The organism is Kitasatospora sp. NPDC001095 (assembly GCF_053598615.1).
Genome location: NZ_JBSFKQ010000030.1, coordinates 78,290 through 94,106, shown reverse-complemented (window position 1 = coordinate 94,106; position 15,817 = coordinate 78,290). Strand labels below are relative to the sequence as shown.

The 15,817-nt window shown below is 71.6% G+C and carries 11 protein-coding genes and 2 pseudogenes; all 13 read right to left on the bottom strand.

The window, feature by feature from the left end:
• Positions 1-235, bottom strand: a pseudogene (locus tag ACWDBB_RS23580) (2-oxoacid:acceptor oxidoreductase subunit alpha); the annotation flags it as partial.
• Between the two features lie 246 nt (positions 236-481).
• Positions 482-1,144 carry a LuxR C-terminal-related transcriptional regulator gene (locus ACWDBB_RS23575; protein ID WP_402406484.1) on the bottom strand — a complete coding sequence of 221 codons (663 nt, stop codon included), beginning with the start codon at positions 1,142-1,144 and terminating at the stop codon, positions 482-484.
• Positions 1,145-1,259: 115 nt separating this feature from the next.
• On the bottom strand, positions 1,260-2,270 hold the full coding sequence (locus tag ACWDBB_RS23570) for a polyprenyl synthetase family protein (RefSeq protein WP_392882275.1): 1,011 nt from the start codon (positions 2,268-2,270) through the stop codon (positions 1,260-1,262).
• A gap of 311 nt (positions 2,271-2,581) precedes the next feature.
• The gene (gene nuoN, locus ACWDBB_RS23565) at positions 2,582-4,219 is read right to left on the bottom strand and encodes an NADH-quinone oxidoreductase subunit NuoN (RefSeq protein WP_449791485.1); all 1,638 of its coding nucleotides are present in this window, start codon (positions 4,217-4,219) and stop codon (positions 2,582-2,584) included.
• A complete protein-coding gene (locus ACWDBB_RS23560; protein WP_449791484.1) occupies positions 4,216-5,835 on the bottom strand; it encodes an NADH-quinone oxidoreductase subunit M in 1,620 nt (539 codons plus the stop codon). Before ACWDBB_RS23560 ends, nuoN begins: the two co-directional genes overlap by 4 nt.
• A 34-nt stretch (positions 5,836-5,869) precedes the next feature.
• Complete coding sequence (gene nuoL, locus ACWDBB_RS23555) at positions 5,870-7,765, bottom strand: NADH-quinone oxidoreductase subunit L (RefSeq protein ID WP_449791483.1); 1,896 nt, start codon at positions 7,763-7,765, stop codon at positions 5,870-5,872.
• Positions 7,766-7,779: 14 nt separating this feature from the next.
• The gene (gene nuoK / locus ACWDBB_RS23550) at positions 7,780-8,079 is read right to left on the bottom strand and encodes an NADH-quinone oxidoreductase subunit NuoK (RefSeq protein ID WP_195911268.1); all 300 of its coding nucleotides are present in this window, start codon (positions 8,077-8,079) and stop codon (positions 7,780-7,782) included.
• On the bottom strand, positions 8,076-9,053 hold the full coding sequence (locus tag ACWDBB_RS23545; RefSeq protein WP_449791488.1) for an NADH-quinone oxidoreductase subunit J: 978 nt from the start codon (positions 9,051-9,053) through the stop codon (positions 8,076-8,078). The genes nuoK and ACWDBB_RS23545 overlap by 4 nt, the downstream gene beginning before the upstream one ends.
• On the bottom strand, positions 9,053-9,661 hold the full coding sequence (gene nuoI, locus ACWDBB_RS23540) for an NADH-quinone oxidoreductase subunit NuoI (protein ID WP_392882284.1): 609 nt from the start codon (positions 9,659-9,661) through the stop codon (positions 9,053-9,055). The genes ACWDBB_RS23545 and nuoI overlap by 1 nt, the downstream gene beginning before the upstream one ends.
• A gap of 6 nt (positions 9,662-9,667) precedes the next feature.
• Positions 9,668-10,996: an NADH-quinone oxidoreductase subunit NuoH gene (gene nuoH, locus ACWDBB_RS23535; protein ID WP_449791482.1), complete on the bottom strand. Its 1,329-nt coding sequence runs from the start codon at positions 10,994-10,996 to the stop codon at positions 9,668-9,670.
• A gap of 131 nt (positions 10,997-11,127) precedes the next feature.
• A pseudogene (locus ACWDBB_RS23530) lies at positions 11,128-13,605 on the bottom strand (NADH-quinone oxidoreductase subunit G); the annotation flags it as partial.
• The gene (gene nuoF, locus ACWDBB_RS23525) at positions 13,602-14,963 is read right to left on the bottom strand and encodes an NADH-quinone oxidoreductase subunit NuoF (RefSeq protein WP_449791481.1); all 1,362 of its coding nucleotides are present in this window, start codon (positions 14,961-14,963) and stop codon (positions 13,602-13,604) included. The gene nuoF and the pseudogene ACWDBB_RS23530, both read right to left, overlap by 4 nt.
• The gene (nuoE, locus tag ACWDBB_RS23520; protein WP_449791487.1) at positions 14,963-15,802 is read right to left on the bottom strand and encodes an NADH-quinone oxidoreductase subunit NuoE; all 840 of its coding nucleotides are present in this window, start codon (positions 15,800-15,802) and stop codon (positions 14,963-14,965) included. Before nuoE ends, nuoF begins: the two co-directional genes overlap by 1 nt.
• Positions 15,803-15,817 lie beyond the last annotated feature (15 nt).

Genomic DNA, 15,817 nt, shown 5'->3' with positions numbered 1-15,817 from the left:
TCTCCGACGTGAAACGGTCACCGGTCAGCTGCATACCGTCACCGGAATCACCGGCGAAACGAATGATCACCCGATCGAGTCTGCGGATCGGCTTGCCCGGCTTCACCGGAGGGCCGCCCGTGGCCGGGGGTCCCGCGGGAGCAGCCGAACCCGAGCGGACACCGCCGCTCCCGGCGCGGGCCTCGTCGCCGTCCGGGCCGTCCACTGCCTCTGACTGATCGACCTGACTGGTCACTGCCGCGGACCTCCTCGTGGGCGCACCACCGCGGGCGCGGCCCCGTGCCCCGTCCGCCTGGTGCACCTCTCGCATCCTATGCGGGTCGACTCGACGGCGGCCGGAGCCACGGCAGTTAATTCACCGGCCCGCGGCAACACAGCACACAAACGTCAACACCCGCCTGCCGGAGATCATTCCGGCTCGGGCGGGCGGGCGCGAGACACCTGGCGAACCTTGGCCGAGATGCGCTCAACGAGGCGGCTGTCAGGAGTTGAGGTAGGTGAGCACGGCCAGCACCCGGCGGTGGTCCTCGGAGCTCTGAGCCAGACCCAGCTTGAGGAAGATGTTGCTGACGTGCTTCTCCACCGCGCCGTCCGAGACCACCAGCTGCCTGGCCACCGCGGCGTTGGTGCGGCCCTCCGCCATCAGCCCGAGCACCTCGCGCTCGCGCGGCGTGAGATTGGCCAGAACGTCGCCCTTGCGGCTGCGGCTGAGGAGCTGCTGCACCACCTCGGGGTCCAGCGCGGTGCCGCCCTCGGCGACCCGGACCACCGCGTCGGCGAACTCGCGCACCTCGGCGACCCGGTCCTTGAGCAGGTAGCCGACGCCCCGGGTGGAGCCGGCCAGCAACTCGGAGGCGTAGCGCTCCTCCACGAACTGCGACAGCACCAGCACGCCCAGCTGCGGGTAGCGGCCGCGCAGCTCCACGCAGGCGCGCAGGCCCTCGTCGGTGTGGCTCGGGGGCATCCGCACGTCGGAGACCACCACGTCCGGCAGGGCGTCGGCCGCGGCCAGGTCGTGGATGGTCTTCACCAGGGCGTCGCCGTCCCCGACCCCGGCCACGACCTCCAGGCCGCGATCGGTGAGCAGCCGGGTCAGTCCCTCCCGTAGCAGAACGGAGTCCTCGGCGATGACGACACGGCGCATAACGACCTTCCCGGCAGGCGTGGGCTGACGGGAGTCAGTCTCCCCCATGCCCTGACGCGCCGAGGGGGCGGGCCCGGCCACATCGCGGCCGGGCCCGCACGGCCCCGGTCGGGGCTCACATGGTGCGGATCGCCACCGCGTCGCAGAGGCCCTCCAGGGCGGCCTTCGCCGCGCAGTCCGGCAGCGGGGCCAGCAGCGCCCGGGCCTCCTCGGCCCGGCGCAGGGTCTCGGCGCGGGCACGCTGCAGCGCGGGGTGGGCGCGCAGCAGCCGCAGCGCCTCGGCGTGCAGCTCGTCGTCGGAGAGGTCCTGGTCGAGCAGTTCGCGCAGCCGGGCGTCGTCCGGGTCGGCCGGGTCGGCGGGCATCTGCTGCAGCAGCAGGGTCGGCAGGGTCGGCACGCCCTCGCGCAGGTCGGTGCCGGGGGTCTTGCCGGACTCGTGGCCGTCGCTGGCGATGTCGAGCACGTCGTCGGCCAGCTGGAAGGCGATGCCGATCCGCTCGCCGAACTCGCCGAGGGTGTCCACCAGCTCGCGCTCGGCACCGGCCATCAGCGCTCCTATCCGGCAGGAGACGGCGATCAGCGAGCCGGTCTTGCCCTCCAGGACGTCCAGGTAGTGCAGCAGCGGGTCCATGTCCTGGCCGGGGCCGCGGGTCTCCAGGATCTGGCCGGTGACCAGCCGCTCGAAGGCCTCGGCCTGCATCCGCACGGCCTCCGGGCCGAGGTCGGAGAGCACCTGGGAGGCGCGGGAGAACAGGAAGTCGCCGGTGAGGATCGCGACCGAGTTGTCCCAGCGGGAGTTGGCGCTCGGGGCGCCCCGGCGCACCGGCGCCTCGTCCATGACGTCGTCGTGGTAGAGCGTGGCCAGGTGGGTCAGTTCGACCACCACGGCGGCGGGCACCACGCCGGGCGCCCCCGGGTCGCCGAACTGGGCCGCCAGCAGCAGGAGCAGCGGACGGAAGCGCTTGCCGCCGGCCTCGAGGAGGTGACTGGCGGTGACGGTGATGAAGGGGACGTCGCTCTTGACGGCCTCACCGAGCGCCGCCTCCACCGCGTCCAGTCCGGCCTGGACGTCCCGGGTCAGGTCGCGGTCCTGCACGCTGAGCCCGAAGGGTTCCACGACGGTCACGAAGACCACTCCTCTGTCCCTGGTCGATCTAGCGGCCTGGTCCCTGAGTGCCGCCGCTGGCCATACAGGCAGGGTATCCGGTCGTCAGTGGATCACTGCACGGGCGTGCGGATCCTGTCATGATCGGGCCTGATGCCCTGGTCAGCGCGGCTGTGCGGGCCGGACGGCGGTGGGGGCGAATTCGGCTGGAAATAAAGGCGGGAGAGCTCTCGGAACTCCCCCGGCCCCTGCACCCGACAAAGACCCGTCCGGGCCGCGCGAACTGGGCGCGGCCCGGACGGGGCCCTGGTCGAGAGCGGGGGACGTAAAGGTCAGCGCACGAACAGCGAGGCCTTGGACGCGAGGTCGAGGAAGTACTGGGGCAGCAGTCCGAGACCCAGCGTGACCAGCACCCCCACCCCGATCGCGGTCGCCGTGAAGGCGCTGGGGATCGCCACCGTGGGGCCGCCGGGCTGCGGGTCCGAGAAGAACATCAGCACGATGACCCGGATGTAGAAGAACGCGGCCACCGCCGAGCTCAGCACACCGACGACCACCAGGGGCGTCGCCCCCCCGCTGGCCGCGGCCTGGAAGACCGCGAACTTCCCGGTGAACCCGGAGGTCAGCGGAATTCCGGCGAAGGCCAGCAGGAACAGCGCGAACACCCCCGCCACCAGCGGCGAACGCCGCCCCAGCCCGGCCCAGCTGGACAGGTGGGTCGCCTCGCCCTTGGAATCGCGCACCAGGGTGACCACCGCGAACGCCCCTAGCGTCACGAAGGCGTACGCCAGCAGGTAGAACAGCACCGAGGAGATGCCCTGCTTGTTGACGGCGATCACGCCGGTCAGGATGAACCCGGCGTGCGCGATCGAGGAGTACGCCAGCAGGCGCTTGACGTCCTGCTGGGTGACCGCGAGCACCGCGCCCACCACCATGGTGAGGATCGCCACGCCCCACATGACCGGCCGCCAGTCCAGCCGCAGGCCCGGGAAGGCCACGTAGAACAGCCGCAGGAAGGCCCCGAAGGCCGCGACCTTGGTGGCCGCCGCCATGAAGCCGGTCACCGGGGTCGGCGCGCCCTGGTAGACGTCCGGGGTCCAGGAGTGGAAGGGCACCGCGGCGACCTTGAACAGCAGGCCGACCGCCAGCATCGCCAGTCCGGTCAGCACCAGCGCGTCGCTCTGGGTGGTGCTCAGCTGCGCGGGGGTGGTCATCGCCTTGCCGGAGATGACGTCCCCGATGTCGCCGAGCTTCACGCTGCCCGCGTAGCCGTACAGCAGCGCCGTGCCGAACAGGAAGAAGGCCGAGGCGAAGGCACCGAGCAGGAAGTACTTGACCGCCGCCTCCTGGGAGAGCAGCCGGCGGCGCCGGGCCAGCGCGCACAGCAGGTACAGCGGCAGCGAGAACACCTCCAGCGCCACGAACATGGTCAGCAGGTCGTTGGCGGCGGGGAACAGCAGCATGCCGCCGACCGCGAACATGGTGAGCGGGAAGACCTCGCTGGTGGCGAAGCCGGCCCGGACCGCGGCCCGCTCCTGCTCGCCCCCGGGGGTGGCGGCGGCCTGGGCGGCGAAGGCGTCGGCGGGCAGGCCGCCGGCCTTGGGCTCCAGCCTCCGTTCGGCGTAGGTGAGCACCGCGACCACCGAGGCCAACAGGATCACGCCCTGGAGGAACAGCGCCGGGCCGTCCATCGCGACCGTCTCCATGGCCAGCAGGTCGATCCGGGTGAAGCCGTGGCTCTGCACGGCCAGCACCACCACGGCGACGAAGGCGCCGCCCAGTCCGGCCAGGGCGAGCGTCACCTGGGTCCAGTGCCGGTACCGGCGGGGTACGAAGGCCTCCACCAGGACGCCGGTCACGGCTGCGGCGAACACCACGAGCATCGGGGACAGCTGCCCGTACTCGATGTGCGGCGCCGGGATGCTGGCGGTGTTGCCGCCGGCGGCGGCGAGCACTGCGGTGGCGCTCACTTCTGCTCACCTCCTGAGGTGGCGGCGACCGGATGGGCCGGCGCCGGGTCGGTCCGGTGGATCTGCGAGAGCGTCGCGTTCACCGAGGGGTTGACCAGGTCGGTGAGCGGCTTGGGGTAGACGCCCAGCAGGATGGTCAGCGCCACCAACGGGCCTACCACGGCGAGTTCGCGGAGCTTGAGGTCAGGCATGGTGCGCACGCCCTCCTTCACCGGGCCGGTCATGGTGCGCTGGTACAGCAGCAGGGCGTACAGCGCGGCCAGCACGATGCCGAAGGTGGCCACGACGCCGATCGCCGGGTAGCGGGTGAAGGTGCCCACCAGCACCAGGAACTCGCTGACGAACGGGGCGAGCCCGGGCAGCGACAGCGTCGCCAGGCTGCCGATCAGGAACGTCCCGGCGAGCACCGGGGCGACCTTCTGCACGCCGCCGTAGTCGGCGATCAGCCGCGAGCCGCGACGGGAGATCAGGAACCCGGCCACCAGCATCCACGCCGCCGTGGAGAGGCCGTGGTTGACCATGTACAGGGTGGCGCCGCTCTGGCCCTGGCTGGTCAGGGCGAAGACACCCATGATGATGAAGCCGAAGTGCGAGATCGAGGCGTACGCCACCAGGCGCTTGATGTCCTTCTGGCCGACCGCCAGCAGCGCGCCGTAGACGATCCCGACCAGCGCGAGGACCAGGATCGCCGGGCCGAAGGTCTTCGAGGCGTCCGGGAACAGCCCGAGGCAGAAGCGCAGCATCGCGAAGGTGCCGACCTTGTCCACCACGGCGGTGATCAGCACCGCGGTGCCGGCGGTGGACTCGCCCATCGCGTTCGGCAGCCAGGTGTGCAGCGGCCACAGCGGGGCCTTCACCGCGAAGGCGAAGAAGAAGCCCAGGAACAGCGCCTTCTCGGCGGTGCCGGTCAGCTGGAGCCGGCCGTCGGCGATCGCCGAGGTCAGCGTCGGCAGGTCGAAGGTGCCGAAGCCCTGGTCCTGCGCGATCACGTACAGGCCGATCACCGCGGCCAGCATCACCAGGCCGCCGAGCAGGTTGTAGAGCAGGAACTTCACGGCCGCGTAGGAGCGCTGGCGCGCCGACTCGGGACCGCCCGCGCGGTCGCCGAAGCCGCCGATCAGGAAGTACATCGGGATCAGCATGGCTTCGAAGAACACGTAGAACACGAAGACGTCGGTGGCGTAGAAGGAGACGACCACCATCGCCTCCACCGCGAGGATCAGGGCGAAGAAGCCCTGGGTGCGGCGCCTGTTCTCGAAGCTGCCGTCGGGCCCGGCCGGCCCCGGGTCGGCGTCGTGCCAGGAGGCGAGGATCACCAGCGGCACGAGCACGGCGGTGAGCAGGGCGAGCACGGCTCCGATGCCGTCCACGCCGAGCGAGAAGTTGATGCCGAAGGAGCGGATCCAGCTGTACGACTCGTTCAGCTGGAAGCGGGTGCCGTGCGGGTCGAACCGGGTCGCCACCACGGCGGCCAGCGCCAGGGTGACGACCGAGACGCCCAGCGCGACGGCCTTGGTGGTCCTGCGCCGGCTCTCGGAGGACCCGGCGGGCAGCGCGGCCGTCAGCACCGCGCCGGCCGCCGGGACGGCGCAGGTGGCGGTCAGCAGGACGCTCATGCCCGCTCCCCCCAACGGATATCAGGACGAGTCATCACGTGGACCTCATCAGGAGAGTCGTGGCGACCAGCACCAGCGTGCCGCCGAACATGGAGAGCGCGTACGAGCGGACGAAACCGTTCTGGATCCGCCGCAGTCGGCCGGAGAGCCCGCCGATCGCGGCGGCCAGGCCGTTGACCACGCCGTCCAGGCCGCGGCTGTCGAAGAACACCAGCGCCGCGGCGAGCGCCGAGCCCGGCCGCACCAGCACCGCGTGGTTGAAGTCGTCCTGCAGCAGGTCGCGGCGGGCGGCCCGGGTGAGCGGGGAGCCGACCGGCGGCACCACCGGGACCGGCGAGCGCCCGTACATCAGGTACGCGAGGCCGACGCCGGCCAGCATGCAGGCCGTGGTCAGCAGGGTGACGGTCAGCGGGGCGAGCGGGGAGTTGCCCTCCTCGTGCCCGGTGACCGGCTCCAGCCACCTCAGGAAGGAGTCGTGGAAGGCGAACAGCCCGCCCGCGAAGACCGAGCCGAAGGCCAGCAGGACCATCGGGACGGTCATCGTCCGGGGCGACTCGTGCGGGTGCGGGGCGTTGCCCTCGGCGTCGGGCTGCCAGCGCTTCTCCCCGAAGAAGGTCAGCACCATCACCCTGGTCATGTAGAACGCGGTGACGGCCGCGCCGACCAGCGCGCACAGCCCGAGGACCCAGCCCTCGGTGCCGCCCTTGGCGAAGGCCGCCTCGATGATCTTGTCCTTGGAGAAGAAGCCGGACAGGCCCGGGAAGCCGATGATCGCCAGGTAGCCGAGGCCGAAGGTGACGAAGGTGACCGGCATGTACTTGCGCAGGCCGCCGTAGTGGCGCATGTTCACCTCGTCGTTCATGCCGTGCATGACCGACCCGGCACCGAGGAACAGCCCGGCCTTGAAGAAGCCGTGGGTCACCAGGTGCATGATCGCGAAGGCGTAGCCGATCGGGCCGAGCCCGGCCGCCAGCACCATGTAGCCGATCTGCGACATGGTCGAGCCGGCCAGCGCCTTCTTGATGTCGTCCTTGGCGCAACCGACGATCGCACCGAACAGCAGCGTCACCGCGCCGACCACCACCACGGCGGTCTGCGCATCCGGCGCAGGGTCGAAGATCGCCGAGGAGCGGGTGATCAGGTAGACGCCGGCGGTCACCATGGTGGCCGCGTGGATCAGCGCCGACACCGGGGTCGGGCCCTCCATCGCGTCCCCCAGCCAGGACTGCAGCGGCACCTGCGCCGACTTGCCGCAGGCCGCCAGCAGCAGCATCAGGCCGATCGCCGTCAGCTTGCCCTCGCTCGCCTCGTGCGCACCGCCGAAGACCGGACCGAAGGCGAAGGAGCCGAACTCGGCGAACATCAGCATGATCGCGACGGACAGGCCGACGTCACCGACCCGGTTGACGATGAAGGCCTTCTTCGCCGCCGTCGCCGCACTCGGCTTGTGCTGCCAGAAGCCGATCAGGAGGTACGAGGCCAGGCCCACACCCTCCCAACCGAAGTACAGCAGCAGGTAGTTGTCCGCCACCACCAGCAGCAGCATGGCGGCCAGGAACAGGTTCAGGTAGGCGAAGAAGCGGCGCCGGCGCTCGTCGTGCGCCATGTAGCCGACCGAGTAGAGGTGGATGAGCGTGCCGACGCCGGTGATCAGCAGGACGAAGGTCATCGACAGCTGGTCGAGCAGGAAGGAGGCGTCGGCCTGGAAGCCGTTCACCGGGATCCAGCTGAACAGGTGCACGCCGACCGCCCGGTGCTCGGCGTCACGGCCGAGCATGTCCGAGAACAGGGCCAGGCCGAAACCGAACGAGAGCGCCGCGAGCGCGGTGGCCAGCCAGTGGCCGTACCGGTCCAGTGCCCGGCCGCCGAGCAGCAGCAGGGCGGCGCCGGCCAGTGGAGCCGCCACCAGCAGCGGAATGAGAGAGTTCACCGAAGGCCCTCCGCCTACAGCTTCATCAGGTTGCTGTCGTCGACCGAAGCGGAGTGCCTGGTCCGGAAGATGGAGACGATGATGGCGAGGCCCACCACGACCTCGGCCGCCGCGACCACCATCGTGAAGAACGCGATGATCTGACCGTCCAAGGTCCCGTGCAGCCGGGAGAACGTCACCAGGGCGAGGTTCGAGGCGTTCAGCATCAGCTCCACGCACATGAACAGCACGATCGCGTTGCGCCGGATCAGCACCCCGGCCGCGCCGATGGTGAACAACAGGGCTGACAGGTAGAGGTAGTTGACCGGGTTCACTCCGTGCCCTCCTCGCCGGCCGGGTGCTTCACGTTGTTCGCCGCCACAGGCTCGCCGTTCGCCGGACCACCGTTCGCCGGACCACCGTTCGCCGGACCACCGTTCGCGGGACCACCGTTCGCGGGCACCGGCCCCAGCGACTTGCGCGGGGACGCCACCGCCGGCCGCTCCGAGGACGGACGGCCCAGCCAGTCCGCCGTGCTGTTCTCCAGCTCCGCCATCCGCTGCAGCATCGCCTGGCTGACGTCCCGGACCTGGCCGCGCTCGCGCAGCGTCGCCATCACCGAGTCCTCGGCGACCGTGCCGTCCGGCAGCAGCGCCGGGACGTCCACCGCGTTGTGCCGCGCGTACACGCCCGGCGCCGGCAGCGGCGGCACCTGGATGTTGTCCCTGATCCGCTGCGCCGCCAGCTCGCGCTGCGTCTTCGGCGCCTTCACGTGCTCCCGGTGGGTCAGCACCATCGCGCCGATCGCCGCGGTGATCAGCAGCGCACCGGTGACCTCGAAGGCCCACACGTACCGGGTGAAGATCAGCCGGGCCAGGCCCGGCACGTTGCCCTCGGCGTTCGCCTCGGACAGCCCGGTGAAGTGGTTCAGCTTCGCGTTGGCGATCCCGGCGATCAGCAGCACGCCGAAGCCCAGGCCGCACAGGGCCGCGGCGAACCGCTGGCCCTTCAGCTGCTCCTTCAGGGAGTCCTCGCTGGTGACGCCGACCAGCATCACCACGAACAGGAACAGCATCATGATCGCGCCGGTGTAGACCACGATCTGCACCACGCCCAGGAACACCGCACCCTGGGCCATGTAACAGACCGCCAGCGCCAGCATGGTGGCCGCCAGGCAGAGCGCGCTGTGCACGGCCTTGCGCATCAGCACCATGCCGAGCGCACCGCCGACCGCGATCACCGCGAGCACCCAGAACTGGAAGGCCTCACCCGTCGAGGTCGCCCCGGTCGCCTCCGCCAGCCGCGCGATCACTGCCGCACCTCCTTCTCCCGGTCGGTGCGCTCCTGCTGGACCGTCCCCGGCGCCGCCGCGGTGACCTCTCCCCGGTAGTACGCGCCCTCGTCGGTGCCCGGGAAGATCGCGTGCGGGGTGTCGACCATGCCCTCGGACAGGCCCACCAGCAGCTGCTCCTTGGTGAAGATGAGGTCCCGCCGGGAGGAGTCGGCCAGCTCGTACTCGTTGGTCATGGTCAGCGCCCTGGTCGGGCAGGCCTCGATGCACAGCCCGCACAGGATGCAGCGGGCGTAGTTGATCTGGTACACCGCGCCGTAGCGCTCGCCCGGGGAGTAGCGCTCCTCGTCCCGGTTGTCCGCGCCCTCCACGTAGATCGCGTCGGCCGGGCAGGCCCACGCGCACAGCTCGCAGCCGACGCACTTCTCCAGGCCGTCCGGGTGCCGGTTCAGCTGGTGGCGGCCGTGGAAGCGCGGAGCGGTGGGCTTCTTCTGCTCCGGGTACTGCTCGGTGAGCCGCTTCTTGAACATGGCCTTGAAGGTCACGCCGAAGCCGGCGGCCGGGCCGAGGATCGACGGACGGTCGGCCCGCTCGGGGCGGCCCGCACGATCGGACTGGTCGGACATCTCGGTTCAGCTCCCTTCGGAATGGTCGGCCCCGTTGAGGGCGTCCTGGAGTTGCTTCGGGGCACGACTGGGCCGGCGCGGCACCGGCGGGAGCACCTGACCGGGCATCGGCGGGACCGGGTAGCCGCCCGCCATCGGATCGAACTCGCCCTCGGGAGGCGCCTCCTCGACCTCCGGCTGCTTCCTCACGAAGTCCCGCAGCAGCGCCAGCAGCAGCACCACCCCGACCGGGGCGCCCACGTACAGCACCACCTGGCCGAAGCCGTAACCCTCGTTGCGCAGCGCCCGCACGCTCGCGATCAGCACCAGCCACACCAGCGAGACCGGGATCAGCACCTTCCAGCCCAGCTTCATGAACTGGTCGTAGCGGAACCGGGGCAGCGTGCCGCGCAGCCAGATGAAGAAGAACAGCAGCAGCTGGATCTTCAGCGTGATCCACAGCATCGGCCACCAGCCGTGGTTGGCGCCCTCCCAGAAGGTCGACACCGGCCACGGGGCCCGCCAGCCGCCCAGGAAGAGGGTCGAGGCCACCGCCGAGACCGTCACCATGTTCACGTACTCGGCCAGCATGAACATCGCGAACTTCAGCGAGGAGTACTCGGTGTTGAAGCCGCCGACCAGCTCGCCCTCGGCCTCCGGAAGGTCGAACGGCGCCCGGTTGGTCTCGCCGACCATCGCGATGACGTAGACGATGAACGAGACCGGCAGCAGCACCGCGAACCAGGTCGGTTGCTGGTGCGCCACGATCTCCGAGGTCGACATCGAGCCGGAGTAGATGAAGACCGCCGCGAAGGACAGGCCCATCGCGATCTCGTAGCTGATCATCTGCGCGGACGAGCGCAGCCCGCCCAGCAGCGGGTACGTCGAACCCGAGGACCAGCCGGCCAGCACGATGCCGTAGATGCCCACCGAGGCAGTCGCCAGGATGTACAGCAGCGCCACCGGGAAGTCCGTCAGCTGGAGCGGCGTGCGGGTGCCGAAGATCGACACCTCGTTGCCGGCCGGGCCGAACGGGATCACCGCGAAGGCCATGAACGCGGGGATGGCGCAGACGATCGGGGCCAGGATGTAGACCACCTTGTCCGAGCCCTTGACCACCAGGTCTTCCTTCAGGGCCAGCTTCACGCCGTCCGCCAGCGACTGCAGCAGGCCCCACGGGCCGTGCCGGTTGGGCCCGATGCGCAGCTGCATCCAGGCCACCACCTTGCGCTCCCAGACGATCGCGATCAGCACCGTCAGGACCAGGAAGGCGAAGCAGAACACGGCCTTCAGCAGCACCAGCCACCACGGGTCCTGCCCGAAGAAGTGGAGCGTCTCGTACGGCTGCGAAGTCATCGGTCCTCCCCTTCGCCGGCGGTGTGGTCCGCGGTCTCCTGGGCCTTCGCCGCCCTGGCCTGTGCCGTCGGCCGGGGTTCGGGTCCGGCCGCGGGTACGGCCGCGGGTTCGGTCTCGGCCGCGGGTTCGGCGGGTTCGGTCTCCGGTTCGGGTTCGGAGTCGAGTTCGGCCGCGGTGATCGTGACCAGGTGGCCGACGGTGGTGCCGAGCGCGCGGTGGGCGCCGCCCGGGGTGGAGTCGAGCGGGATCCAGACCGTGCGGTCCGGGATCGAGTCGGTGACCTCCAGCGGCAGGGTCAGCGATCCGGCCGGACCGGTCAGCCGCAGCGCGGCGGCCGCCTCGGCGCCGACCTCCTTGGCCGTCTCCGCCGAGATCCGGACCACCGCCCGGTGCCGGGTGCCCGCCAGGTGCGGGTCCCCCTGCTGCAGCACGCCGTTGTCCAGCAGCAGGCGCCAACCCGCCAGCACCGCCTGGCCTGCGGCCGGCCGGGGCAGCACGCCCGGGTGCGCCGCCGGGCCGGCCGCGCGGCTGCCCTCCCAGGGGGTGAAACGGTCCAGCTCCAGCCGGGCCGCCCGGACGTCCGGCAGGCCCAGCCGGTGGCCCAGGGCGTCGGCCAGCATGTTCAGCACCCGCAGATCCGACTGGAGGTGCCGGCCCATCTGCTGGTCCGGCTTGAGTGCGGACTCGAACATCCGCACCCGGCCCTCCCAGTCCAGGAAGGTGCCGGCCTTCTCCGCCACTGCCGCCACCGGCAGCACCACGTCGGCGCGCGCCGTCACCGCCGAGGGCCGCAGCTCCAGCGACACCAGGAACGGCACCGCCGCCAACGCCTCGTCGGCCAGCGCCGTATCCGGCAGGTCGTCCGGGTCCACCCCGCCGACCACCAGCGCCTCCAACTCGCCGGCCACGGCCGCCGCCAGGATCCCGTTGGTGTCCCGGCCCGGCCGGGACGGCGGCTCGGCCCCGCCCCACACCGCGGCCGCCTCCGCCCGGGCCGCCGCGTCCGCCACCGGACGGCCGCCGGGCAGCAGGCCCGGCAGCACACCCGCCTCGACGGCCCCGCGCTCACCGGCCCGGCGCGGCACCCAGGCGAGCTTCGCGCCGGTCGCGTGCGCCAGCCTCAGCACCGCGGTCAGTGCGCCCGGGACGGCGGCCAGCCGCTCGCCCGCCAGGATCACCGCACCCGGGGTGCGCAGCAGTTCGGCCGCCCGGCCCGCCTCGTCGTTCAGCGGCTCGTCCGCCGCCAGCGCCGCGAACCACTCCGGCTCGGTGCCGGGAGCCGCCGGCAGCAGCGCGCCGCGCAGCTTGGCCAGACCCCGGGAGCCGAACGCGGCCACCGAGAACACCTTCAGGCCCGTCGCCCGGGTCGCCTTGCGCAGCCGCAGGAAGACGATCGGCGACTCCTCCTCCGGTTCGAAGCCCGCCAGCAGCACCGCCGGCGCCCGGTCGAGGTCCTCGTAGGCCGGCCCGGTGCCGTCCAGGTCGACGCCCCGCCCGGCCACCGCGGCGGCCAGGAACTCCGCCTCCTCACCGCTGTGCGGGCGGGCCCGGAAGTCCACGTCGTTGGTGCCCAGGGCCACCCGCGCGAACTTCCCGTACGCGTAGGCGTCCTCGACCGTCACCCGGCCGCCGGCCAGCACCCCGGCCCGGACCCCGCGCAGCCCCTCGGCCGCCCGGGCCAGCGCCTCCGGCCAGGAGGCCGGCACCAGTTCGCCGTCCACCCGCACCAGCGGGGTGGTCAGCCGGTCGCGCTGCTGGGCGTAGCGGAAGGCGAAGCGGCCCTTGTCGCAGTTCCACTCCTCGTTCACCGCCGGGTCCTCGCCCGCCAGCCGGCGCAGCACCTTGCCGCGCCGGTGGTCGGTGCGCTGCGCGCAGCCCGAGGCGCAGTGCTCGCACACGCTCGGCGAGGAGACCAGGTCGAAGGGGCGCGAGCGGAACCGGTACGCCGCCGAGGTCAGCGCGCCCACCGGGCAGATCTGGATGGTGTTCCCGGAGAAGTACGACTCGAAGTCGTCGCCCTCGCCGGTGCCGACCTGCTGCAGCGCCCCGCGCTCCACCAGGTCGATGAACGGGTCCCCGGCGATCTGCTGCGAGAAGCGGGTGCAGCGCGCGCACAGCACGCAGCGCTCGCGGTCCAGCAGCACCTGGCTGCTGATCGGCACCGGCTTCTCGTAGGTGCGCTTCATCCCCTCGAAGCGGGAGTCGGCGGCGCCGCTGGTCATCGCCTGGTTCTGCAGCGGGCACTCGCCGCCCTTGTCGCAGACCGGGCAGTCCAGGGGGTGGTTGATCAGCAGCAGCTCCATCACGCCGCGCTGGGCCTTCTCGGCCACCGGCGAGCTGAGCTGGGTGCGCACCACCATGCCCTCGGCCACCGGGACGGTGCAGGAGGCGACCGGCTTGCGCTGGCCCTCGATCTCGACGATGCACTGGCGGCAGGCACCGGCCGGGTCGAGCAGCGGGTGGTCGCAGAAGCGCGGGATCTGGGTGCCGATGGTCTCGGCGGCCCGGATCACCAACGTCCCCTTGGGGACCCGCACTTCGACGCCGTCGATGGTGAGCGTGACCAGTTCGACCGCGCTCTCGGAGGCGGTTGGCTCTGTGATCGTCACGCGTGCACCTCCCTTTCGGTGGCGGACTGGTGGCCGGGGCGGGGGCCGTCGGCCCAGACGGTGGAGGCGGCCGGGTCGAACGGGCAGCGGCGCTCGGCCAGGTGCTGCTCGTACTCGGCCCGGAAGTGCTGGAGCGAGGAGACGATCGGGCTGGCCGCGCCGTCGCCCAGTGCGCAGAAGGACTTGCCGTTGATGTTGTCGGCGATGTCGAGGAGCTTCTCCAGGTCCCCGTCGACGCCCTCGCCCGCCTCGATCCGCTTGAGCAGCTGGACCAGCCAGTAGGTGCCCTCGCGGCAGGGGGTGCACTTGCCGCAGGACTCGTGGGCGTAGAACTCCGTCCAGCGGGTGACCGCCCGCACCACGCAGGTGGTCTCGTCGAAGACCTGGAGCGCCTTGGTGCCGAGCATCGAGCCGGCCGCCCCGACGCCCTCGTAGTCCAGCGGGACGTCGAGGTGCTCATCGGTGAACATCGGGGTGGAGGAGCCGCCCGGGGTCCAGAACTTCAGCCGGTGCCCGGGGCGGATGCCGCCGCTGAGGTCGAGCAGCTGGCGCAGCGTGATGCCGAGCGGGGCCTCGTACTGGCCGGGGTTGGTGACGTGGCCGGAGAGCGAGTAGAGCGTGAAGCCGGGGGACTTCTCGGTGCCCAGCGCCTTGAACCACTCCTTGCCGCGGGACAGGATCGGCGGCACCGAGGCGATCGACTCGACGTTGTTGACCACCGTCGGGCAGGCGTACAGGCCGGCGATCGCCGGGAACGGGGGCCGCAGCCTGGGCTGGCCGCGGCGGCCCTCCAGGGAGTCCAGCAGCGCCGTCTCCTCGCCGCAGATGTAGGCGCCGGCGCCGGCGTGCACGGTGATGTCGAGGTCGGTGCCGGAGCCGAGGATGTTCCGGCCCAGCAGCCCCGCCCCGTACGCCTCGGCGACGGCCGCGTGCAGCCGGCGCAGCACCGGGACGACCTCGCCGCGCAGGTAGATGAAGGCGTGGTCGCAGCGGATCGCGTAGGAGGCGATGATCATGCCCTCGATCAGCGCGTGCGGGTTGGCGAACAGCAGCGGGATGTCCTTGCAGGTGCCCGGCTCGGACTCGTCGGCGTTGACCACCAGGTAGTGCGGCTTGCCGTCGTTCTGCGGGATGAACTGCCACTTCATGCCGGTGGGGAAGCCGGCGCCGCCGCGGCCGCGCAGGCCGGCGTCCTTGACCAGGGCGATCACGTCGTCCGGCGGCATGGCGAGGGCCGCCTTGAGGCCCTCGTAGCCGTGGTGGCGGCGGTAGGTGTCGAGCGTCCAGGGGCGGCTGTCGTCCCAGGAGTCGGACAGGACCGGGGTGAGCAGCTTCTCGGCCGGCTCGGCGGCGGTCATCACGCCTCGCTCCCTTCCTGGCCGTTGGTCGGCTGGCCGTTGCCCGGTTGGCCGTTGACGGGCTGGCTGTCGGCGGGCTGGCCGTTGCCCGGTTGACCATTGGCGGGCTGACCGTTGGCTGCCCGGCGGGGGGACTCGGGGCGGGGGGAGACCACCTTGGTGCCGGGGGTGCCGGGCAGGGCCTCGCCGCGGGCCAGCCGCAGGCCGGCCAGGGAGGGCGCGCCGCCGGCGCCGGACTCGTCGTTGGCGCCCGGGCGCTCGTCGGGGAAGCCGGCCAGGATCCGGGCGGTCTCCTTGAAGCCGCACAGCCGGGCGCCGCGGGTGGGCCTGACCTCGCGGCCGGCGCGCAGGTCGTCGACCAGCTGCCGGGCGCTCTCCGGCGTCTGGTTGTCGAAGAACTCCCAGTTGACCATCACCACGGGCGCGTAGTCGCAGGCCGCGTTGCACTCGATGTGCTCGATCGAGAGCTCGCCGTCCTCGGTGGTCTCGTTGTTGCGGATGCCCAGGTGCTCCTGGAGCTCGGCGAAGATCTGGTCGCCGCCGAGCACCGCGCACAGGGTGTTGGTGCAGACCCCCACGTGGTACTTCCCGGCCGGGCGGCGCCGGTACATGGTGTAGAAGGTCGCGACCGCGGTGACCTCGGCGGTGGTGAGGTCCAGCTGCTCGGCGCAGAAGCGGATCCCGGTCGGGCTGACGAAGCCCTCCTCTGCCTGCACCAGGTGAAGCAGCGGCAGCAGCGCCGAACGGGGCTGCGGGTAGCGGGCGATCAGCTCGGCGGCGTCGGCGGCCAGCCGGGCGTGCACCTCCTCGGGGTACGGTGCGGCCGGCAGCGCCGGCAGTCCCAGTTCGACGTT